General features: G+C 53.7%; 18 protein-coding genes and 1 tRNA gene. 3 read left to right on the top strand and 16 right to left on the bottom strand.

Features of this window, described 5'->3' with window-relative positions; translation table 11 throughout:
• Positions 1-2 precede the first annotated feature (2 nt).
• The 5 genes from VFA09_13570 to VFA09_13550 form a co-directional block, all read right to left on the bottom strand.
• The gene (locus VFA09_13570; protein HZU68298.1) at positions 3-194 is read right to left on the bottom strand and encodes a hypothetical protein; all 192 of its coding nucleotides are present in this window, start codon (positions 192-194) and stop codon (positions 3-5) included.
• A 13-nt stretch (positions 195-207) separates the two neighbouring features.
• Positions 208-1,392, bottom strand: coding sequence for an acetyl-CoA C-acetyltransferase (locus VFA09_13565; protein ID HZU68297.1), 1,185 nt, complete (start codon positions 1,390-1,392; stop codon positions 208-210).
• A 650-nt stretch (positions 1,393-2,042) separates the two neighbouring features.
• Entirely contained in the window at positions 2,043-2,423 is a 381-nt protein-coding gene (locus VFA09_13560; GenBank protein HZU68296.1) for a hypothetical protein, read from the bottom strand.
• 101 nt (positions 2,424-2,524) lie between these two features.
• Positions 2,525-3,394 carry an MOSC domain-containing protein gene (locus tag VFA09_13555; GenBank protein HZU68295.1) on the bottom strand — a complete coding sequence of 290 codons (870 nt, stop codon included), beginning with the start codon at positions 3,392-3,394 and terminating at the stop codon, positions 2,525-2,527.
• Positions 3,395-3,632: 238 nt separating this feature from the next.
• Positions 3,633-4,682 (bottom strand): PQQ-binding-like beta-propeller repeat protein, encoded by a 1,050-nt coding sequence (locus VFA09_13550; protein ID HZU68294.1) that lies wholly within the window; start codon positions 4,680-4,682, stop codon positions 3,633-3,635.
• A 242-nt stretch (positions 4,683-4,924) separates the two neighbouring features.
• Between VFA09_13550 and VFA09_13545 the strand changes: the two genes are divergently transcribed.
• On the top strand, positions 4,925-5,314 hold the full coding sequence (locus VFA09_13545) for a hypothetical protein (protein ID HZU68293.1): 390 nt from the start codon (positions 4,925-4,927) through the stop codon (positions 5,312-5,314).
• Here VFA09_13545 and VFA09_13540 read toward each other — a convergent pair.
• On the bottom strand, positions 5,279-8,476 hold the full coding sequence (locus VFA09_13540) for an exonuclease domain-containing protein (protein ID HZU68292.1): 3,198 nt from the start codon (positions 8,474-8,476) through the stop codon (positions 5,279-5,281). The genes VFA09_13545 and VFA09_13540 overlap by 36 nt on opposite strands.
• An 88-nt stretch (positions 8,477-8,564) precedes the next feature.
• Positions 8,565-9,176, bottom strand: a complete 612-nt coding sequence (locus tag VFA09_13535) for an XTP/dITP diphosphatase (GenBank protein ID HZU68291.1) — start codon at positions 9,174-9,176, stop codon at positions 8,565-8,567.
• A 229-nt stretch (positions 9,177-9,405) separates the two neighbouring features.
• Between VFA09_13535 and VFA09_13530 the strand changes: the two genes are divergently transcribed.
• Positions 9,406-10,161, top strand: a complete 756-nt coding sequence (locus tag VFA09_13530) for an HD domain-containing phosphohydrolase (protein ID HZU68290.1) — start codon at positions 9,406-9,408, stop codon at positions 10,159-10,161.
• Positions 10,162-10,187: 26 nt separating this feature from the next.
• On the opposite strand, the gene VFA09_13525 is transcribed toward VFA09_13530, so the two are convergent.
• The 3 genes from VFA09_13525 to VFA09_13515 all read right to left on the bottom strand — a co-directional run bounded on the left by VFA09_13525 (position 10,188) and on the right by VFA09_13515 (position 14,697).
• On the bottom strand, positions 10,188-10,601 hold the full coding sequence (locus tag VFA09_13525) for a response regulator (protein ID HZU68289.1): 414 nt from the start codon (positions 10,599-10,601) through the stop codon (positions 10,188-10,190).
• 113 nt (positions 10,602-10,714) lie between these two features.
• A complete protein-coding gene (locus VFA09_13520) occupies positions 10,715-11,479 on the bottom strand; it encodes a hypothetical protein (GenBank protein ID HZU68288.1) in 765 nt (254 codons plus the stop codon).
• A gap of 167 nt (positions 11,480-11,646) precedes the next feature.
• Positions 11,647-14,697, bottom strand: coding sequence for a LuxR C-terminal-related transcriptional regulator (locus VFA09_13515; GenBank protein HZU68287.1), 3,051 nt, complete (start codon positions 14,695-14,697; stop codon positions 11,647-11,649).
• A gap of 238 nt (positions 14,698-14,935) precedes the next feature.
• Here VFA09_13515 and VFA09_13510 point away from each other — a divergent pair.
• A tRNA-Thr gene (locus VFA09_13510) sits at positions 14,936-15,007 on the top strand.
• A 120-nt stretch (positions 15,008-15,127) separates the two neighbouring features.
• Here VFA09_13510 and VFA09_13505 read toward each other — a convergent pair.
• From VFA09_13505 to VFA09_13480, 6 genes are all read right to left on the bottom strand, one after another.
• The gene (locus VFA09_13505; GenBank protein ID HZU68286.1) at positions 15,128-16,309 is read right to left on the bottom strand and encodes a glycosyltransferase; all 1,182 of its coding nucleotides are present in this window, start codon (positions 16,307-16,309) and stop codon (positions 15,128-15,130) included.
• A 2-nt stretch (positions 16,310-16,311) separates the two neighbouring features.
• On the bottom strand, positions 16,312-18,060 hold the full coding sequence (locus VFA09_13500) for a carbamoyltransferase C-terminal domain-containing protein (GenBank protein ID HZU68285.1): 1,749 nt from the start codon (positions 18,058-18,060) through the stop codon (positions 16,312-16,314).
• 232 nt (positions 18,061-18,292) lie between these two features.
• Positions 18,293-18,844, bottom strand: coding sequence for a DUF1992 domain-containing protein (locus VFA09_13495; GenBank protein HZU68284.1), 552 nt, complete (start codon positions 18,842-18,844; stop codon positions 18,293-18,295).
• A gap of 112 nt (positions 18,845-18,956) precedes the next feature.
• Complete coding sequence (gene larC, locus VFA09_13490; protein ID HZU68283.1) at positions 18,957-20,159, bottom strand: nickel pincer cofactor biosynthesis protein LarC; 1,203 nt, start codon at positions 20,157-20,159, stop codon at positions 18,957-18,959.
• A 169-nt stretch (positions 20,160-20,328) separates the two neighbouring features.
• Positions 20,329-21,000: a hypothetical protein gene (locus VFA09_13485; protein HZU68282.1), complete on the bottom strand. Its 672-nt coding sequence runs from the start codon at positions 20,998-21,000 to the stop codon at positions 20,329-20,331.
• A complete protein-coding gene (locus VFA09_13480) occupies positions 20,997-21,830 on the bottom strand; it encodes a sigma-70 region 4 domain-containing protein (GenBank protein ID HZU68281.1) in 834 nt (277 codons plus the stop codon). Before VFA09_13480 ends, VFA09_13485 begins: the two co-directional genes overlap by 4 nt.
• Positions 21,831-21,859 lie beyond the last annotated feature (29 nt).

Raw genomic sequence — 21,859 nt, 5'->3', positions numbered from 1 at the left:
TACTACAACTGGAGCCAGAGCAGCTCCAGCTCTATGAAAATAGCAAACAGTTTCTCATCTTTCGAGATTCTTCCCCATTCGCTGCGCTCAGGGCTTCGGCTTCTTTCGCTCAGCATGACACGACCAGGGTCGCTCAGATTAGCGATTCGGTTGAAAAACTCATCAGGATTCCTCATCTGGTTGTCAAAACTCATCAGGATGGTAGAATCATTGTTCGACAATCATCGCCACGCCCTGGCCTCCGCCAATACAGAGGGTTGCCAGACCATAGTGGGCCTGGCGACGGCGCATCTCGTAGAGCAGGGTAACCAGAATGCGTGTGCCGCTGGCGCCGATGGGATGACCGAGAGCAATAGCGCCACCGTTGACATTGAGCTTCGAGCGATCAAATCCAAGTTCTTTGCCTACTGCTACGGATTGCGCGGCAAAAGCCTCGTTGGCCTCCACTAAATCCATATCCGAGACGGAGAGGCCCGCCTTCTCCAAAGCTTTCCTGCTGGAAGGGATGGGCCCCAATCCCATAAGGCTGGGATCCACGCCCGCCGATGCGTAGCTCCGAATGGTGGCCATAGGCTGCAAACCGAGTTCCGCGGCCTTGCGACGGCTCATCACGACAACGGCGGCGGCCCCATCATTGAGGCCTGACGAGTTGCCCGCCGTGACCATGCCACCCTGTTTAAAGGCGGGGCGCAATTTTGCCAGCGCTTCGGCGGTGGTATCTGCCCTCGGCTGCTGATCCTGTTCAAAGAGGGTTGGCCCTTTCTTACCCGGCACCTCTACCGGCACGATCTCGTCGCGGAATTTGCCAGCTTCGATGGCATGCAGCGCGCGCTTCTGGCTTTCCAGGGCAAACTCGTCGAGTTCTTCGCGACTCAAGTTACAGGCGGTACAGATATTTTCCGCGGTGATGCCCATATGATAGTGGTTAAAGGCATCCTCCAGGCCGTCACGAATCATGGAGTCAACCAGCGTGCCATCACCCATGCGATAGCCAAAGCGCGCCTTTTCTACCAGGTAAGGTGCTCGACTCATGCTCTCCATGCCACCGGCAACGATGATATCCGCGTCGCCCAGCCTGATGGCTTGAGCGGCCAGCGAAACCGCTTTGAGGCCGCTGCCGCATACCTTGTTAATCGTCATAGCAGGAATATCTACCGGCAATCCTGCATTCACGGCAGACTGCCGCGCCGGGTTCTGTCCCAGACCGGCCTGCAACACATTGCCCATAATAACTTCATTGACCTGGTTAGGTTTCAGGTCTGCTCGTTCTAAAGCTGCTCGAATACAAATTTCACCCAATTTCACGGCTGGCACTTCCGCCAGTCCGCCACCATACGTGCCTATCGCGGTACGCACAGCGCTTACGATGACCGCATCCTGTAATTCTGCCATGTTCGTCTGCTCCTTAGTAGACTTGATACGAAACTGCACATATATCGATGCTGATGGGACGTGATAAATCAGGACCCCGCTGTTAAAGCACTAAAGGGAAGTATTATCTACTACAATTATACACGCTGCAGGGGGTACAGGAAGAGAGAAACCGAGTTAAGGGTGTCAGCATATGAGCTACTATTCTACGTCGCCGGGCGAGGGCGCGGGTCTGTGCCGTTAGAATGCTGCTGGCGTCCATGACGTGCCCGGTAAAACCTCTCAAAGACGTGGCAGTTCGTCAGGATCAATACCTGGTCCATTGTCTGAAACTGATACGATCACCATATCGTGGACGCCTGTTGCATAAACAGTGTGTAAACGTTTGCCTGCCTCTTTATGGTCATTGTCTCTGCCAATGAGAGGTCAGCTTCATGAAGAGATCTTTGAAAAGATCAGGTGAAAGCGTTTCGGGGTGATGAAAAAGTAAATCAGTCCCGTCTATGGAAACAGGGGGTATCCAGAGAGAGTGGCATCCATGAGATGGAGTGCTGGAGAAGAGAACTCCAGGGATTCCTTCTCATAAAGAGGCAAACCGGTCAGCAAGGGAACAACCACAACAACCGGCATATAGGCCTGAAAGACATTTTGAGGGCCAACCCTGGCCAGGGCTAGCCCTTCTTTTTGTCGCGTTCCTTTTTGGCTTTGTAGAACGACTTTGGCTTGGGATGCCGCTCGGTATCCTCGTATGCCGCCGGGGCGGAATCTTCGCGCGCGCTGACTTCGGTTTCATCGCGCTCGCTGAGAAGCTCTTGCAGGTCATTGTAGATGTTGTAATTGTCGCTGGCCTCGCGCATGCGCAACATGTGGCGGAGAACCTGCACCTGTGTGATGCTGGTCTTGTCACCGCGCGCCGCCTCTGCCCTTTTAATAAGCTTCTCGACCAGGTCCATGCTGTCGTCGTGCGCGCCAATACCTTCCAGGCGTTCGCGGACGACGAGTAATTGCTCATAGAGATTCATAGCTGCTATATACCTCCCGATAATGGGCATGATTACGATATCTCATTGCGAAAGTATGGTAACACAGCATGAGATGCGCGTCAAATAGATTGGTACTCATAGACAGGCGAACCGGCCACGAGAGTGCATCCCTAAGAATGTTTCTTCAAGGTGAAATTCGGGGAATCGGCTACCTCGATGATTTCGATGGCATCACCCACATGGATACTTCCCTGTTGCTCATGTATGACGTTCTGGCCAAACATGACGCCGCGCGGGGCATGCCGGTATGTCGAGAGCGTTTTTAATGGTTCCTTACCTCTCTCCGCCGTAACCTGATCTGTGGTCGGAATTTCACAGCGCGCGCATGATTTGACTATATGAAACGTGATATCTCTAATGCGAATAGTTCGCCAGGTATCCTCGGCATAAGGCGCTGTATTTTTCACGACGATGTTTGGTCGAAAACGATTCATAGGAATTGGCTGCTTCAGGCGCGCATTCAGGTCATCGAGCGAGGCCTGGGTTATGAGCAGAAATGGGAAGCCATCGGCAAATCCCACCTCGTCATGCCCGCTTACAGTATAGCGAGGATCGACCGGCCTTGTGGTATCCTCAGGAAATCTTACCAGGCGGCAGTCGGTGTCTAGAAAGGTACTGAACCAGCTGGCAGCAGCATCGCCCTGGTCTACAGCCACACAGGTATCATTCCAGATAAAAACCTCGCGTCTTTTTTCCACTTGCGAAGGGATAATCGTTATCTCTTGCATACCAGGGGCCTTTACCTTCAGCGCGCCATCTCCGGCGAGGGCAGGGGTAATCAGGGCCATGCGCGGTTGTTCGCGTTGCGTAATAAAGTAGCCGAGCGGATCAACCAGCATGTACGCGCGGTCGTGATAAAACCCCCTGGGGCCTATGCTAGCTGTTTCCAGCGCTATTCCCGCACATGATTTGATGGGGTAAATGTTTAATTCTGAAACGATGGGCATTGAAGATGATGCACTGCTCTTTTCAATAGACATATCTAATCTCTCTTTGCTTTCTGCACCACTAGAGGGTGATAGAGGAACATGGAGCGACTTTTATTATACATCATAAGCCAGGGCTTAGAGGTGCAAAATCTCCGTTATACCACACAATTAGAGCGATGGTGAGTAGTCTCGCTCCAGGATTTCTATAGAGATTGAAAAGAGCCTGGCACCTGTTATAGGTGCCAGGCTGGTAGATCAGATGGGATACGACGGTTATAGTGAAAGTGGTCTAGAAGTGATCCGGTGGTGGAGTTTGCCCGTTATAATCGCCTATGACGACCGCCGAGTAGGGCGCGTTCAGCTGGTCAGGTCCGTTGCCGACGATGTTGGTCATACCGTATTGAAACTCGATACGCTTATTCGGGTCGATGATGATGGCCCGGTCGTTGAACTGATCGGCAATGCAGATATCTCCGTCGTACAATTGCACGGCTCCGGTCGGGTTGGGATTGGGATTGCTGTTCTTTCCCTTGTTCGTGAAGTACTGGAATTCGACCTGCTTATCCTGCGTCACTTTGATGATGCGGTTGTTTCCAGAATCGACGATGAGGGTATCGCCATCAGGAAGTCGGCTGGCAAAGGCGACGACGTTAAGCCCCTGGCTGTATTGCCACACAATATGTCCATCACGGTCGATCTCGATGACACGGTTATTGTTCTCGTCGGCAATCAGAATATGACCGTTAGGAAGCAATTCGGCGCTATTAGGGCTATTTAACGCGCCCGGGCCTGTCTTAGGCCCATACGACCATACGATCTCCTTTTCCTTGTTGACCTCAATCACGCGGTTATTGCCCTGATCAACAATCAGGAAATCGTGATTGGGCAATTGAATGGCAAAAACGGGAACGTTGAGGCGATTAAAGCCCCGGCCTGTCTTCCCGGCTACTCCATACTGCCAGATAATGTTGCCGCTCTGATCTACAACGATGACGCGGTTATCAGGGCAATTGCTCGTACCGGTGCCAGGGATGAGGGTGAAGCCATCGGCGAGGCGTTCAGCATCATTCGGCGCGATGATATGGCCTGGGCCGGGAGAGCAATCATTGGGATCGCCTGTACCAAAGCTCCAGACAATGTTTTTATTGCGGTCGACTTCAATGACACGATTGTTGAACTGGTCTGAAATAAGCACATTGCCGGGGTTATTGAAGCCACCTCCTGATGCATGTGCCTGCCTGATGTTTGTGCCCAGCAATGTAAATGCGAGGCAGGATACGAAGAGTGCTGTTGCGATGACAATAGTGAAAGTTACCTGGCGCGGTTTTGCGAAATACATAACGTGGATCTCCTTCCCCAAATTAATATGGACCTGTAGGGGCGTACCACGTGACGAGTGCGATGAATCTGCACGCTACGCAAATCCGCACTCTACAATGGTTGCCCGCCTTTCTCCTGGGTAGTATGACGCCATTACCTACTACGTTGTCGAGTTACACACCGCTTGCTTGTTGAGAGAATGGGTAAAATGTATGAAGAATATACATGTACTGGTAGTTGGATGATGGGAGATGAGATTCGATGGATGGGATTGAGAGGGCGGATACCGCAAGCGAACCCCCCGAAAGAAATACCCCTTCTGGTTATTTCATAGCAATTATAGCAGTGCTGGGCGGAACACTGCTGATACCACCATTTTCTCTTGTTTTTACCTGGATTGGAGCAATGCTGCTGGTGGCATTAATAGTGGTACTGCTTATTTACAGGACAAGACGGGAGCAGAAACGTCGCCTGGGGGTGGGCTGTAGGGGCCAGTTCACCATGCCCATCGCCGATTCATCGGCCTGGAACGTAGGGACTGGGCAGTCCTGTCTGGGGGACAGGCATACTGCGCCCACCGCCGATTCATCGGCCTTATCGCATCCCTGGGCGGAGCTAGTCCCAGGAGCCGGTAGCCGTCAGCCAATCTAGTATTATTTCGGGCATATGCGATACCTGGCCCTGCCGTTGCGAACAATGGGGCAATGTATTCAGGATGGTGGCACCATATTCCTTGGAGATGATGCGCCGGTCAAAGAGGACGACGGCATTACGCCTGTTGCCACTCCAGGCGAGTCGATTAAGGGCGCGGCGGGTACGCAAGGCGGCCATAGGCACGGTGACCTGGTGCAGCTGGTCGGAGTATTGTTCCGCAATGGCCGCGATGGGCGGGTCGTTGAGTACAGGCATGGGAAGGCGCGATAGAAGCACACAGGCAGGTGGCCGACTGACTTCCTCGATCCCATCCCAGAAGCTGCCCGCGCCAAGTAAGACGACACGCTCTTGATCCGAGAACAGTTGCCAGAGTTGCCTGGGCGAACCATCGATGCCATGACCGAGGACAAGGATACCCCGCGCCTCAAGCAAGGGTTTGACAGTTGCATAGGAACTGCGCAGAGCGGCATACGAGGTGAAGAGTACGACCAGCTGGCCGTCGAGCATGATGGCTAGCTGCGCTATAGCTTCATCGAGGTGCCGCTGGTACTGGGGCATATTTGGCTCCGGCACGTCATTTGGCATAAACAGCAAGGTCTGCTCCTGGTGGTCGGTAACGACGGAAAGAGCAGGACAGGTATCAGCATCGAGGCCGAAGCGCCCGCGATAGTATGAAAAGTTGTTGTCTATGGAGAGGGCCGCACCGGCGAAAATAGCGGCGGAACCTGGTGTCAGTATATATCGTTTCAAGAGCGTGGAAGTCTGTACAAGCTGGCCGTAGAGTACAGGTGAATTCTCGGCCTGCACCACCGGTGATGGCACACTGGCCGGAGATGACCCCGGAGAGGCCGAATCTACTGCGCGCTGCTGCGCAAAAGGTAAGGGGGCCGGCGGAACGCGCAGCCAGTAGACCATGGCATCCTCTCTATTTGCAGAATTACCGCTCCCACCCCCGTTTTCGCTTAATGTAAGAGCCTGCTGGCCGAAGCGCTTTTGCGCACGCAGGCGTTCCGCAAGGGCCGCGAATTCCCAGGCAACCGAATCGTCTTCTCCACTGCCTGGATCGATGCGATGGCGAGGGCGCTGCCTGGTAAGCATGATCTTTTCAGCCTCGTGCGCGAGATCAATGACCATCTGCAAGCGATGGGCGGCTTGTTGCCACGCGTGTTCTACTTCCATCCAGCCGGCAACATTACGTATCTGGGAAGTGAGTCGCAAAGGCTGGTCGACGCGTTCGACGCCCCGTGCATTCGCGGAACGCGGCCCATTCTCCATCCTGGTCGCTTTGCCCTTGTTGTTCGGACCGCCGGAATTGCCGGCGCTTGATGCTTCCTGCATGAGTTGGGCAAGCGCGACAAAGAGGGCATCGATGGCCGTGCGCGCCTGGCGGAGCGTTTGAAACCAGCCAAGCATGCGGCTGTCAAGTTCCGCTTTCGCTATCGTGTGAGTGGTTGAGAGGCCGCCAGGGCCATTCTCGCGTAAGGCAGGCGCGGCGAGGGCCAGTAGGCCCTGGTAACGACCATCGGGCAATTCAATGCCAATTGTATTTAATTGCCTGAGCAGGCTCTGATGATCGAGTTCTTGATTATTCCAGCGCGCAGACTCTTCGTCCAACAGATCGGCATCCAGGATCAGGCGACAGTCCACATGACGCAACAGGCTGTTTTCGGAAGAAAGGTCATCTAGCAGCCCGGCATGCGTAGTTACAACAACATCTGCCGCATTCACCCGCTCTTCTGCGCGCCTGACGAAACAATAGCCTTTGCTACGGTAGAGGCAGCGCTGGTAGGGAGTATTGCCACGCCCGTCGGCAAGGGCAAGTGGGACACGCTCAACTCCCGAACAAATTCGTTCCCAGGCTGTAATTTCCTGTGGTAAGATGGTCAACTCGCTGCGCTCACCGGTGAGGGTCTGCTGCGCCCATAGAGCCAATTTTGCTAAACCACGCGCCTGCTCCGCGGAGAGCTCACCACTGGTTCGACGCAAGGCCGATCCAAACCAGCGGTGAATACATAGATAGCCGCCGTGCTCAGCAAGATATGCTACTTTTACCGGTTTCGCAAGCTGCCCTTGCAGGCGCGGCAAGACATGCTCGATCAAGCGACGCGCTGCCTGCGTATTCGCGCAGGCAATGACAAGACGTCTCGCTTCAGTTGAGGCGGCAGAACTTCCATCGCTTGCGGGCTGCTGGCAAATCCATTGCAATGCAGGGAGCAGAGCCGGCGTAAAATCGTTTGCTCCAATCGTGACTTCGAGCAAAAGGCTGCTTCTCTCCTCCAGCGCCTGTAGCACCGCCCGGTGAGCCGCTTGATAACTGGCAGGCTGCTCTGCCAGGATCGGAGTAATATGCTCTGTTGCCGGCATCGCTTCCTCCTGTTGCTCAGGCACAGTGGAAGACGATGTGGCAGGTTGCATTGCCGGCATGACGTTTTCAGCAGTTGATGGTTCGCTACGGGCAATAGCGAAGGATAAAACGCGTGGGTCCATACCTAATTGGGCGGCGAATCGATCACGTAGATTACCGCGCAAGGGAACATTTTGCATGCCATCCGCTGCCACGCGTTCGCGCCACTCCTGGCGGAAAAAACCAAGTAGGGGCCACGAACGAGGGGCATCAAGGTTCGCCAGATCGTTGAGAAGCCCTATATCGACCTGCTTCAGGAGTTCATCCAACGCTAGAAAGACCTTCATTGCGAGGATGGTATCAACCATGGCGCGGTGCCGTCCCGGTACAAGAGGCACGCCTAGAGCCTTAGCGACCTGCCCCAGGTTATAGCTCGGCAAAGACGGCAGTAGTACAGTCGCCAGTTCGAAAGTATCTATGAGTGGATTATTGCGCACCAGGCCGCGCCGTCTCAGGAAACCGGCATCAAAAGGAATGCTATGACCAACAATTGGATGATCGCCTAGAAATTGCTGCAAACGGTGTGCAATAGACTCGAAACCAGGGGCATCCGCTACCTGTTGTGGGGTTATGCCGGTCAGACGCTGCACGCGGAAAGGAATGGAACGCCCCGGGGCAACCAGGGTCTCCATCGTATCAAGTATCGTTCCCCCTTGAAACTTGACTGCTGCAACCTCAAGTATCGCATCTTGTTCAGCATGCAAACCGGTTGTTTCCAGATCAAGTGCCACGCGAACGGGTGGCTGCTTTGACATACAATTCCTTTTTCTCGTCTATATACTGCTGGAACACGATCTTCGGCTAAGGTGGTCAGGGTACGACGACAGGCACCAGGCGCTGTCCCTACCGGCTTCCCTCAAGTGAGGGCCAGTATTTAAGAAGAATGCGAGCCAATTGGGCCGCACGACCACGATGGCTGATACGATTCTTATCTCCTGGTTCCAGCTCGGCAGTCGTCATACCAAGTTCAGGCACCAGGAAAATAGGATCGTAACCGAATCCGTTTTCGCCACGTGGCGCGTCCGCAATTACACCCTCAATCACTCCCTCCACTATACGAGTATAACCGGAAGGCTCGGCCAACGCAATAGCGCAGCGAAAACGGGCGCCCCGCTGCTCAACCGGCAACCCTTCCAATCGCTCCAGGATCAAACGGAAACGTTCCTGATAAGATGTATCCCTGCCCGCAAAACGAGCGGAGAAGACGCCAGGAGCTCCCTCAAGGGCATCTATTTCCAGGCCCGAATCATCTGCCAGGGTGAGCAGGCCCGAAGCCCCGGCATAGGTATGCGCCTTCAACTCTGCATTTTCCGCAAAGGTGCTGCCCGTTTCCTCAACATCCATCTGTAACTGAATATCTTGCAGTGACAGCAACCTGTACGGCAAATCCGCGAAAATGGCTCGGAATTCCTCTAGCTTATGCACATTCGTCGTTGCCAGCAATAAATCACGCATACATACTTCCCAGGCATGAAGATTTTAACATAGGCCCCTATTTTATCATATAAGAGATAAGCTGTCGAGTTTGGATGGAAGCCATCCCCGGTGTCACTTTTTGGACTGATTTTCCGTATAGTATGTTAGAAGAAGTGGTGAATTTTTTCCAATATTCCAGTAAATATGCCTGGAATGCATTTCCCGGAATAAGCTGCTCCCTCAATACGAAAACAGGAGAGTGCCTCCCATGAGTACCCAGATGCTACCCCCTGCATCCAGTGGTGTGCTGGATACATATAACCGTCCCTCTCTGCAACTCCCAGATGAGTTCTTGCCAGGCATCTCGCTGCAAGCCCCCGGCTCTTTTTTTGCGGCTGAGACGCTCTTCCGTATCCCATCAGTAGAGAAGGAAGTGTTTAATGACCAACAAAGACAGGCGTTCGATAGAGAGCTTAGCTTTCTCGGACTGTTATTAAAGGCAAATGATCTTCCCTGTTACGAACACTCCACGCGTGTGAAAGAACTGGCCCATCTTTTTTTAGAAATGATCCACCTTGCGCCGGAAGATGCAATGATTATCGAGGCCGCGGCGCTCCTGCATGATATCGGCAAAATCATTATCGACGTAAAGTTGCTTGCCAAATCGGTACCATTGAGCGCCGGAGAACTTGAGATCATGAAAAAGCATCCAGCATTTGGCGCTATGATACTGCAACAGTTCAAGACGATGAAGTGCGTGATGCCGCTGGTCTATCACCACCACGAACGATGGGATGGCCATGGCTACCCTTGCGGCTTGCGTGGAAAAGCTATACTACCAGGAGCGCGCATTGTGGCAATTATCGATGCTTTTGATGCGATGACCTCTCAAAGACCCTATCAATCAGCACGCATGCCTGATCAAGCTCTGGCAGAGCTACGCGCTTGCGCAGGAACGCAGTTTGACCCGCTGCTGGTCAGACAATTTTGTGATGGCCTGGAAACATCGTTACTCGCCCGTTAACCAGGCTATCCAAAAAGGCTCCTGCTCTATAAGTCGCTTTCATTAGAGAGCAACTGTGCCAGAATATCCAACAGGTCGCTCAGATCAAAAGGTTTACGCAGCATATACATCCCACGTTCGCGTATCTGCTCAAAAGGCAGCGTAGCCCGCGCGCTAATCATTACAACAGGAACGCCGCGCATATTTGGTTTATCCTGCAAGTAGTCATAGAGTTTCAGCCCATCCATAGTAGGCATCATATAATCGAGCAGGATGAGCGAAGGCCGCATATGCGAAGCCGCTTCCAGCGCCAGATCACTTTCAGCTATCCATACCACCCGGTAATTTGTCTGCTGAGTAATGACGGCGCGCAGCATTTCTCCAATATCATGGTCATCATCTATAATTAAGATCGTTTTTTCCTGGCCAGATACATCAGGGGTTATCTTTCCACTCGACATAGCGCCCCTCCTTTTCTAGCATTTCTACTATGAAAAACGTGCCAGGTCCAAAGGGGACATACATGCTTAACATAAGATAGTACCAATGTACCCGAAACTGGATCAACGAGCTATCATAGCGCGGTTATACGCACGCTGAACACTCGGATAATCGCCTTGTCTACCCTCACGTGGATCGGGCCATTCGAGAGGAAATCGGTTTGTGAGCTGGTCGCGCTACTTTTTCTCTCCTGATCGATGAAGAACTGAATCTCTGGTCCCTGCACCTCGATACGATACGTGTGTACGCCTGGAGAGGACTCGTAATCAGAGATTTGGGGTCTGCTCCCAGCGGCATCGATCGGATTTAGGAAGACGAGCACTTCGGGATTGGAAAATTCCGAGTGCGGAGCCGGCCCATGGAAATCCAAAATGCCGGCGGTATATCCATCTTTTTGCGGTGCCTTGTCTGCTACCACGGCAAAGTTTCCTCCATTCACAGGAGTGCTGATGATCTGGTAGCGGACTTCGATGGCATAGTTGGGAACCACAGGCATATATGGTGATGTAAGGATCTCTCCAGCACCTACATCTGATTGCAGCATGCCGTGCATGAGTTTCCACCCGCCAGTACTTTGCCAGCCATCCAGTCCATGCGACCAATCCGACTGGTAGAGTAAGGTGCCAGCAGGCAGCGAGGTTGGCGTTGGCCGGGCAGGTGCAGTTGGGGTTGTTGAAGCTACAGGCGCAGCGTTGCCTCCCGAGCAGCCACACAGAAGCACTAGAAGGAACAGAACCAGCATAATAACCGGCAACTTCCTTCGTCCGCCTGTAAGGATATGTTTAGGGGTCTCGTTTTGGACATTCCAAAGGCCACTGATGGGAGCAGTCGCCCTCATATATTTCTCCTTTCGGTCAGCGATCTGACACCGGTCAGGTCTGGCTATCATCTTGCTCTTTCTCCTGAAAACCCTTCAGATCTTCATGTTTCAATTCCTGCTAGTAGCTTAACAACAGAAAAGAGAAGGCGCATCGTGAGAAATAAGGATTTTTATGAGGGGCGTTGCTAAACGAGGTGATGTTCAACAGCGTAACGCGTTGCCGCGGATCGAGAAGGAACGCCGAGCTTCGCATAGATCGAACTGACGTGGGTGTTGACGGTGGGAAGACTGATGACCAGCTGCTCGGCGATCTGCGCGCTGGTCAATCCCCTCGTCAGCAAACGAAGTACTTCGATCTCTCGCCTGGTCAGTCGCGCCGGGAAACGCGCCTGTGACTTGACGGGAGTAACTGATTGATATCCTGCGGCGGATAATGGCGACATCTTTCTCGATTGCTCTGTGGCAAGGATCTGCTCCGGTCGCATCGTTCTTCCCTCGGCCCAGGCAGCGGTAAATGTTTCCGCCCGAAGGTAGTGACGGGCAGTTGCTATGGAGCGTTCATAGGAAGCCCGTTGAACAGGCCAGATGGGAGCCGCAATGAGTTCCCGCAACGCCTCTGCTGTACCCCAGAGGTTCGCTGCTCGCATAGGCTCTCCCTGCGCTAGCAGTATACTCGCCATTCCTTCCAGGCAGAGCGCGATGTTGAGCCTGCTATTGATCCTGATGGCTCTCCCCAGGCTCTCTACGTACAGGCCATACGCCGCCTCAAGGTTGTCCTGGCATACCGCGACACGCGCCTGCAGGAACTGTACCCAGGTAATCCCCCACAGATCTCCTGTCTCTTTATGCAGCGCCATGCTTTCCTCTAAAAGCTGGCGCGCGGTAGCTGCATCGCCCTGCTCAAGAGCGACTAATGCCGAATGGGAGAGACAACGGGCAAGATTGCTTTTGTCTCCCAATTCCCTGGAGAGCGCGGTACTTTCTTCGAGCAGCGAGCGAACCAGCGTAGGGTCGCGGCGGGAAATAAAAAGTGTCAGCGCCAGCGCACGCTGCGCATGAGCAAGCTCCCTCACATTCCCCAACTTCCTGTACATCATCATGCTTTCTTCCAGCAGAGCGTGCGCTCTGGCATAATCGCCCTGTTGCGTGACCAGTTGCGCCACGCAAGAGAGCGAGTAAGCAATATTCTTCTCATCGCCTACTTCCCTATAGAGTGCCAGTGACTCTTCTATCGGCGAGAGAGCTGTAGCAAAGTTGCCCTGCTGCCAGTCGAGTGTGCCAAGCAGGTAGAGTGAATAGGCCATTCCAGCCTTGTCTCCGCATGCGCGATACCGCTTCAAGCTTTCCCTGCACAGCATCTCTCCTCGTTCGTGATCGTTCTGATAGACAGCCAGACCTGCTGCCAACTCGAGTACCTTTACCCGCGCAGCTGTCTCGTTTCCTTCGCTGGCGGCCAGGACGCGATCCAGAAAGGCTCGACCCTCGCTCCAGTATCCATGTATGACCCAGAAGCCCCGCAGGGCCTGCCCAAAACGTAGTGCCATCTCGCAGCTTCTCTCGCTGCGACCTTCCGCAGCCATGCTGCCTTCGAGAGACCACTGCATTGCTGCCCGCAGATTATCATGCTCGCGCTCTAATCGCTCCAGCCACTCAGCATGTTGTGACTGTTCTGCCCCGGCCTCTTCTGCTAGTTCCAGGTAATAGTGCGCGTGAACCTGCCGCACATGCTCTATCTCACGATAGCTGGTCAGACACTCTCGCCCATACTCGCGGATCGTCTCCAGCATGGTCAGGCGGGTTTCTCCGTCGCGCTGCGCGCTCTGTATTTGTAGCAGACTCTTGTCACGCAGGGAAGCTATCTCATCGAATATATGCTCCGTCTCCTCACCGAGCGCTTTACAGATGGCTTCGGCTGCCTCGACCGTACAGCCACCGGCGAAGACTGCAAGCCTGCGAAAGAGGCGTTGTTCCCTGGCATCGAGCAGATCGTAGCTCCATTGAAGGGTGTTACGCAGGGTTTGCTGCCTGGGGGGACCATCCCGCCTTCCCTGTGTCAGAACAGCCAGCCGGTGCTCCAGGCGCGATAACAGAGCCTGTGGTGAAAGGAGCTTGAGGCGGGCGGCGGCCAGTTCGAGCGACAATGGAAGGCCGTCTAAGCGGTTACAGATCGCGGCAATCGTGCTGGCATTAGCCGCGGTAACTTGAAAATCGGGCTGCACCAGGCGCAGGTGTTGGACAAAGAGAGCTACGGCTCCATACTGTAACAAAGCACCAGGCTCAGGAAGCTGTGTGAGATCGGGGAGCGCCAATGGGCGCACGGGAAATTCCTGCTCGCCGTACACACGTAATGCCTCACGGCTGGTCACAAGTATCTTCAGTGCCGGACATCTTCCCAGGAGTGCGGTCAGCTCTGACGCGGCGTCTATCACCTGCTCGAAGTTATCCAGGAACAGGAGCAATTCTTTCTCTTGTAAGCAAGCGATGAGCCGCTCGATGAACGGTTGCTCCCCGGATTCTCGAAGTCCTAGCGCTCCAGCAACAGCAGGTAAGACCAGCCGGTGATCGCTAATGGGTCCGAGGGAAACAAAGCAAACTCCGCCGGTAAAGTCACCGGCCAGTTCCGTTGCGACCTCAACTCCCAGGCGCGTCTTGCCGACTCCACCGATACCAACGAGCGTCAAGAGACGTACCTCCGGTCGCCTCAACAACGTACAGGCGGCCACCACTTCCTGCTCGCGTCCAACTAACGGGGCAAGCCGGGCCGGTAGCTGGCCTCTTGAGGAGCGGGCCGTTACTGGGGATGACAAAGTGGAAGCTGGCAACAGAGAAAAACTATTCCTTCCATCCCAGCTATCCAGGGACACCATTGGAACAGTTCTCTCCAGATCGTCCAGGCGAGCCTGTGTACCATTATTGTGATTGCCACGACCTGCGAGTGTTGAGGCTACAGTGTTGAGCCGTTCAAGCGTCAAATCCTCGCTTCTGCCCAGATAGGCTTTGCGCAGCCTCCCTGCACGCTTGCGATAGGCATACCAGTACTGCCCGTGACGTTTCTGTTCACGCCGGGCAGTAAAGCTACCCAGGGCGTTTCTGACCGAAAAGGATTGGGTAGCTTGATTCGCCAACCACGCGTACCAGGCATCCGAGCCAACAACGACCGGCGCGAACTGATCCTTTTCTTCGTCGTATCTGAACAGGAGGTTATTGGAGACCTGTGGCAGAGAGCCGCGTTTCATCGTATCATCCCGTCTAAAGTGGGTATTATATCCCAGTATACGAGTTACGTAACACCTTAAGTCTACCATGCGTTGGGTAACCTGTCCATGCCATGCATTTATCAGGCAGAGTTATTATTTCGGCCTGAAAATAGCCCTGGCTAGAAGAGGAGAAGAGGAAAAAAGCTTGACACCCGTCGCACTTCAGGAGTATAATCGGTTGCGTCAGGAATGCCTTTTAAGCCTTACAAAAGGACAAGCCGGTGTAGCTCAGAGGTAGAGCATCGCTTTCGTAAAGCGAGTGTCAAGAGTTCGAATCTCTTCACCGGCTCTTTATATTTCATCATCCTGTTACATGTTTTTCCAGTTAACATATAGCCCTGAAAGGCATTTTGAATTACATCTAACTGGTAGTGCTTATTATAAGAGATGTATGGCTTGAGTAAACTGGCTATAAGAAAAACACGCGAAAGCGTATCGCTCCAATGATACGCCAGAAGATTGACAATGGCGGAATCAGCATCGATGTCACAATCATCTCCAGCACGTGCGAGGGGGCATGAGAGGTATCGCGCAATCGCTGTAAGACGAATCGCCCTGTCATCAACATCCAGGCAGTAATTGCGCCCAACGCGATGAACCAGAACCCGGCCAGGATACTCGCAAGGGCGATGAGCAGCGCAACGACGATACAGTAGTAGTGCCAGGGTGGCGCGGCCTGAACTTTTTGCCTGTAGAGTTGGGGGTGCTTTTTGTAGAGCAGCGCGTTGTACATACTTTTGCGCTGCTGCTTCAGGCTTATCCCCCAGGGCGCCGGGCGCAGCGGGTGAATGACAACCGCCCTGGGAACGTAGATCAGGGCATGGAAAGGATCGCAGTTATCCCCCTTGCGCGCAGGCTTTTTTGCAATGTGGTCGTCCTTGAAAGAGGCAGGGGCCATCATTGTTTGCGCCGGCAGATGTTGGGGTCGCTCGCTACCAACTCCTTGCGCTCGCCCCGGCATGAGTGCGGCACACATGCCTTCTCTGTACCCGCATTGCTCAACATGCTCATGTATGGTAAAGAAAAGGTCGCTGTCCTCGCGCCATGCCATGCGAAAATGTTCATCGAAGCCACCCACGCGCTCGAGTACATCCCGGCGGTAGAAGCAGTTGGCAGTCACGAATTCGGACTTCTCAAGTTGAACGGCGTCGCGCTCGTAATCGGTGGGGATATGATCCAGGGGCATGACGAGTTTTCCAGACACTCCCACAACGCCAGAATTAAAGGTCGCCAGGCCCGCACTGAGCCAGCCCGGCGTTGGAATGCAGTCATCATCTGTAAAGGCGATTATTTCGCCATGTGCGGCACGCCAGCCAATATTGCGAGCCACCGCTGGCCCATGAGAGCCAGTGACGGGAATATAGCGTATCGCAGGCACCGGGCAGCTACCTGGCTTTCTATCCCTCATACACGCGGCCCATTGATCTACCTGCCGCCGGGTGTTTTCGCACGCGGCATCGTCAACGACGATGATTTCATAGTCGGATGGGTCAAGGTCTTGCATACTAAGGGCCGCCAGGCATTGATGGAGTAAATCCGGGCGTTTGTAGGTGGGCACTACGACTGAAATGCGATACGTCTTGTCTGTCACGGTCAACTGCATGGTTTCTCTACTAAAAACGAGCCGATTGCAAGCGCGTCGAGCGGCGAAGTCCAGAAACACTCAAGCGCGTCACGTGGCGAACACACTATCGGCTCACCACGCGTATTAAATGAGGTATTGACGAGCACCGGGACGCCTGTTCGCGCCTGGAATGCCTTGAGCAGATCATAATAACGCGCGTTCTGCTGCCGGTTGATGGTCTGAATACGCGCTGTGCCATCAACATGGCGCACGGCAGGGATAAGATCGGCCTTATCAGGCAGCACATCGTAAACGAAGAGCATGAACGGCGATACACTGGCGCCGGCGAACCAGTTACTCGCTTCTTCCTCAAGCACCACCGGCGCTACGGGACGGAAATCTTCACGGTCCTTGATCTCGTTGAGACGGGCCTGCATAGAGGCGTGCAGCGGAGATGCCAGGATCGAACGCGCTCCAAGCGCGCGCGGGCCAAATTCCATGCGTCCCTGAAACCAGCCGATGACTTTATCTTGCGTCAATATATCCGCCACCTCTTCCGCCACCGAAGTCATGCGGCGATAGGGTATTTTTGCCCATTGCAGGAACTGTTCGATCTCGTCATCGCTATAGGCGGGGCCGAGAAAGGCATGATCCATACAAAAATGGTGCTCGTCATCCCCGCTCTTCTGCCGCTCCTTCGCATCGATCCAGAGCGCGGCGCCCAACGCTGTTCCAGCATCCCCGGCAGCTGGCTGCACCCAGACATGCTGGAATGGGCCTTCATCGCGTATGCGCGCGTTCATGACACAATTCAGGGCGACCCCACCCGCCATACAGAGGTTTTCCTGTGGTGCCTGATTGTACAGCCAGCTCGTCAGTTCCAGCACTGTCTCTTCAAGCGCGGCCTGCAATGAACTCGCAATATCATAATGACGCTGCTCTAGCGGCCCGCCTTTCATCCTGGCCGGGCCAAAGCGCTCCACCAGGCACGGCGAGGCAATCGTATACTGACCATCGGCGCCGATCTGGATGATCTCGCGAAAATCGGCAAGGTAGCGTGGCTTGCCAAAAGATGCCAGCGCCATGACTTTGTACTCGTCCGAAGAGCGCAGGAAGCCAAGATAGCTTGTGACATCTTCGTACAGCAGTCCAAGGGAATGCGGGAAATTCACCTGCGCGATCCAATGCAATTCGTTACCCTCACCTCTATAGTAGCCGGTGGTAGCTTTTTCACCTCGCCCATCGAGCGTCAACACAGCCGCCTGCCGGAAAGGTGAGGCATGAAATGCGCTGGCAGCATGGGCGATATGGTGTTCCACGAAATGCCAGCTATAACGACCTTTTTTCTCCGACGAGGAATTATGCCCGCGGAAACGCGCCTGCAGGTGCAGCGGAACGCCATCAACCAGGTGGCGCGGGGCGTTGACAATCGACGATAAGAAGAGCGGGTCCCACGCGGACTCCCATTCGGCGGGTGTTGGATAGGCGCTTGGCTCCAGGGGTAGCGTTATCATCGTCTCATCGCGAAAGCGGCCAAGCAGCAGAAAAGGATCATAGGAGTAGGCCAAGTGATCGACATCCGCAAGCGTTATTCCCGCCTCGCGCAAGCAGTAATCGATAGCGTGAAAAGGCAGTTCGTAGGTTGAAAAAGGCACAGGCCGTTTACCATGCTTCACATGAGTAAAACGCTCCTCCTCCGCAGCCGCGATTACCCGGCCATCCATGACGATGCAGGCCGCCGGGTCGTGATAGGCGGCATTGATTCCCAGGGTATACATGAATGTTTACGCTCCTCTCACAAAGAGCTACCTTTAAGCATTGCCGAATCCTTGCAATCACCATTACAGGCCCATCCTGATAGCTTCTTACCTCTACACGAGAAGCGCGCTTCTCCCGTTTCACATAGAGGGGCATACCACGCGATGAAAAGGACTATCTCGCATGTCATCTGAGCGCGTGAGCCGGAGTCCTGAGGCACGAAAGGGAAGAAGCCCCTTGCAAGTGCCGGGGTTACACGGTGAACATAGGACAGGATTCGCGAAATTGTTGCACCTGCTTTTCAACCTCTATCAACGGCCTATGCATAGCAGCGGGTGCTGACAAATTTAGCGTGAGTATCTTGCGGTTCAACTCGCGCAGCTTCTGGCCGTATTCGGCAGTCGCCTTCTCTACGGCGGCATTAAAAGCGCGTTTTTCGCTGGGAAATGGGGGAACGCGACGCGCCCGCATTGCCTGCCCTTGATGGCGCAGCTTCTCCAACTTTGTTTCCGCATCAGCAAGCTCCCTCGAGATTTCGTTCGCCAGCTCGATCTCTGGAGGCGCATAGCCATTGCTTTTGAGCAGGTTATAACCCAGAGTCTTATCACCTGTATAGGGGTTGCTATCAAGGTTGAGCGGTTTACCGAACCCTTGAAGGTTCTCAAATTTACCCTGTTCTTGAGCCTCCCGAATCTGCTCATCGATATAATCGTAGAACCGCCTGCCGCGAAACCTGTTGATCTTTGGCGCCTTTTCCTCTTCAGTGTTCTCTTGCGTCGATTTACGCCAATCTTTGAAATCCATGTGTATGTTCCTGGTTGCAAATGAGAAAATGATTTCTCTCTCTTCTCTATCGTTATTTTCTTCTCTGCCTTCTATTATAGGATATATGAGAACAGGTATCTACGCAAGCGTTCTATTTTCCAAAATGGGATTCTATCGCGCGCCGCGCAACATCGTATACCTCCTCCAGCGCAATCCCACGTTCGAGCGCGATACGGTGGCATTCTTCATATTCGGGTGAGGCGCTGATGATGCGCGTACCGAGGCGTTTGACCTTGATCGTTAAGGGACCTAACGCCGTCTCGATTTGCTGCTGGATGCGCTGAGCCTTCAAGCGTTGTACCTGCTGGATGCGCACGCCGAGAGTGCTGGTCTCTCTAAGAAGTAGTTGAGCCATGGCATCGCTCTCTTCGGAACGGCAGATGATTACCAGCATGACAGCAGGGCGATTCTTTTTCATCTGCATGGGAATATAGCTCACATCCAACGCGCCAGCCGCTAACAGGCGATCCATAAGCCCGCCCAGCAGTTCGCCGGTCATATTGTCAATGTTGGTTTCAATGACCGTGACCCAATCGGTATCCGCCAAGCCATTGTCATCCTGTTCCAATCCATATGATGTGCCAAGGCAGGCACGCAGGCAGTTGGGCCAGGGAAATTGTTTGTGTCCAAAGCCATAGCCTACGCGCTGAATAGCAATGGCAGGCATGCAAAATTGCGCCAGCGTCGCGAGAATGGCCGCTCCGGTGGGCGTCACCATCTCGCCTTCGACCGGGCATGGTTTCCATGGCGCATTGATACGGCGCAGGATTTCGAGCGTGGCGGGAGCAGGAACCGGCAATAGTCCATGCGCAGTTTGCACATGGCCGCTGCTCATAGGCAAAGGTGAGGCGTAGAGTTGCGTTATTCCCAGAGCTTCGATAGCAATGGCCGCTCCGGTGATATCAACAATGGCATCAACAGCCCCAACTTCATGGAAATGCACTTCTTCAATGCTGGTGCCATGGACAATCGCTTCAGCCTGGGCCAGGCACTTAAAGATGTCGATTGTCATTTCTCGCACTCGCGCAGAAAGCGTGGAGGATTCAATCAACGTTACGATGTCTGAAAGATGGCGCGTTTGTTGTTGCTGTTCCGAAGGCACAACTTCAAAACGCGAACCTCGAATGCCCTTATCCTGAAAACGCTCGAGCTTGAGTTCATAGCCCTGGAGAGGCAAAGCGGACAGGCCCTGTTTAAGCGTATCTAATGAGAGACCGACATCGAGCATTGCGCCTAGAAACATATTGCCGCTAATGCCAGAATAACAATCAAGATAGGCGATGAGCTGTGCCATATGCAAATCTTCCTAACACTTCCGGTTTAATAGATCAGAAAAAGAAATATTCTATGTCCCTCCCCCACAGGGCGCTGCCAGGTGCAACCTCTTCTCCCCTTCAGGGGGTTGCTTCCCGGCAGCGCCCACCCCTATCACCTACCCGATATTCAAGTCCATCGCCCGGCCTCTATAATCCTTCTCTATCCAGTATCTCGCGCCATGCTTCTTTTTGCTCGTTTGAGAGCGCAATACTTTCTTCAAGAGCCTCGCGAAAGCTCTGCGCCTGATCCTGCTCTCCGAGAACGTACTCCGCGGTGGCCTCGGCTATTCCACGCGCCGGGCCTTTAGCCGCGCGCGGGCTAAAAAAGCCGGCAACACTATCAGGCGGCAGTTCCAGCACGCGCGATAATCGCCTCAGAACCTCCTGTGGTATTGTAGCAGCATGAATGACATGCCGTGCCAGTTTTTCCAGAACATCTACACTCAGTCCGACCTCACCTGCCAATTGCGATAACGACTTTTGCCGTGTATGTGCCACCTGTTGTATTGTCAAAGGAGCATTCATGTGACGCTCATGGCTCTCACCTGCTTGCGATACACGCCTCAATGCTTGATCGAACGCCAGACGAGCATTTTCTGAAAGAGGAGGCAGCATAGAATCTGTAGAGACTTCCTCGCCAGCAACAGAAGGGATATCGACCTCGACGGCATGATAATAGGTTACAAAATCAGTAATTGCGCTGGCGTAGCGTGGATAGCGGAGCAAGTAATCGCTCAAGCGGGGTTGACGACCGGCTTGCTGTTCCGCAACATATTGGGCAGTTATACGCAGCACATCCTCTTCCTCTTCTTTTTTCATAACCATTCATCCCTTCTTGTATGCAACTCCTCACGTAGTAGCTCCAAGGCCTCATGCTTTCGCTTGCGCACAGTTCGATCAGAAACTTCCAAAATCCTGGCGGTATCCGTTTCTGTTCTGCCCTCCCAGAAAATGAGCCAGACAACGGCCTGTAATTTCTCAGGTAAACGCAGGACGAGGCGCGGTATCTCCGCATATTCCACGGTCAACAAAGCCCGCTGTGCCCCTTCATCGTCCATCTCAAACGCCATTGTCTCATCGCCGGCATGCACAAGCATTGTATCCAGACTATCTATATGCTTGCGCGGTATACGTTCAGGGAGTTTGTCCGGCGAGTGCTGCCATCTCCCTTCGCGCACCATAAAGGCATGATAGACATGTTTACGCTCGAAGCGCAAACAGTGCTGAAAATTCTCCTCCCAGAAGATGCGAGTCGGGTCAATCAGCATCCGTATCAGATGCTCACACAGGTCAGCATAGAGATCACTGAAAAACGCTTGCTGCTCCTCAACCCTCAAAGAAAGCGTATTAAGTACACTCCGTAGCCAATACTCGTTAGATACCTGAATATGGCGAATAATGACCGTGAGAATGCGATTACGGCCTTCAATATCACCTTTTGTAACGAGGCTACGCAGGCATTTTACCAGCACTTCCAGTGGAAGCGCCGATTTCATAGATGGCGTTTCAACAGCGCTCCAGAAAGCCTCCGATCCATATATGGGCAAATGTTCAAATATGCCTGCCAGGTAAGCGCGACGCTTGATTACTTCCTCATCGAGCGAGTCCACAAGTGATAGGTCCGCGGCCTGAGAATGCTGTTGCTCCACGACACCCGCTACCTCCGCGAGAGATAATC

The sequence above is a fragment of the Ktedonobacteraceae bacterium genome (genome assembly GCA_035653615.1).
GTDB lineage: Bacteria > Chloroflexota > Ktedonobacteria > Ktedonobacterales > Ktedonobacteraceae > DASRBN01.
This window is presented reverse-complemented; position numbering and strand designations above follow the sequence as displayed.

Excerpts from the sequence above, each read along its gene's own strand:
- VFA09_13570 (HZU68298.1), bottom strand. The coding sequence starts at position 194 with ATGAGTTTTGACAACCAGATGAGGAATCCTGATGAGTTTTTCAACCGA.
- VFA09_13565 (HZU68297.1), bottom strand. The coding sequence starts at position 1,392 with ATGGCAGAATTACAGGATGCGGTCATCGTAAGCGCTGTGCGTACCGCG.
- VFA09_13560 (HZU68296.1), bottom strand. The coding sequence starts at position 2,423 with ATGCCCATTATCGGGAGGTATATAGCAGCTATGAATCTCTATGAGCAA.
- VFA09_13555 (HZU68295.1), bottom strand. The coding sequence starts at position 3,394 with ATGTCTATTGAAAAGAGCAGTGCATCATCTTCAATGCCCATCGTTTCA.
- VFA09_13550 (HZU68294.1), bottom strand. The coding sequence starts at position 4,682 with ATGTATTTCGCAAAACCGCGCCAGGTAACTTTCACTATTGTCATCGCA.
- VFA09_13545 (HZU68293.1), top strand. The coding sequence starts at position 4,925 with ATGGATGGGATTGAGAGGGCGGATACCGCAAGCGAACCCCCCGAAAGA.
- VFA09_13540 (HZU68292.1), bottom strand. The coding sequence starts at position 8,476 with ATGTCAAAGCAGCCACCCGTTCGCGTGGCACTTGATCTGGAAACAACC.
- VFA09_13535 (HZU68291.1), bottom strand. The coding sequence starts at position 9,176 with ATGCGTGATTTATTGCTGGCAACGACGAATGTGCATAAGCTAGAGGAA.
- VFA09_13530 (HZU68290.1), top strand. The coding sequence starts at position 9,406 with ATGAGTACCCAGATGCTACCCCCTGCATCCAGTGGTGTGCTGGATACA.
- VFA09_13525 (HZU68289.1), bottom strand. The coding sequence starts at position 10,601 with ATGTCGAGTGGAAAGATAACCCCTGATGTATCTGGCCAGGAAAAAACG.
- VFA09_13520 (HZU68288.1), bottom strand. The coding sequence starts at position 11,479 with ATGAGGGCGACTGCTCCCATCAGTGGCCTTTGGAATGTCCAAAACGAG.
- VFA09_13515 (HZU68287.1), bottom strand. The coding sequence starts at position 14,697 with ATGAAACGCGGCTCTCTGCCACAGGTCTCCAATAACCTCCTGTTCAGA.
- VFA09_13500 (HZU68285.1), bottom strand. The coding sequence starts at position 18,060 with ATGTATACCCTGGGAATCAATGCCGCCTATCACGACCCGGCGGCCTGC.
- VFA09_13495 (HZU68284.1), bottom strand. The coding sequence starts at position 18,844 with ATGGATTTCAAAGATTGGCGTAAATCGACGCAAGAGAACACTGAAGAG.
- larC (HZU68283.1), bottom strand. The coding sequence starts at position 20,159 with ATGGCACAGCTCATCGCCTATCTTGATTGTTATTCTGGCATTAGCGGC.
- VFA09_13485 (HZU68282.1), bottom strand. The coding sequence starts at position 21,000 with ATGAAAAAAGAAGAGGAAGAGGATGTGCTGCGTATAACTGCCCAATAT.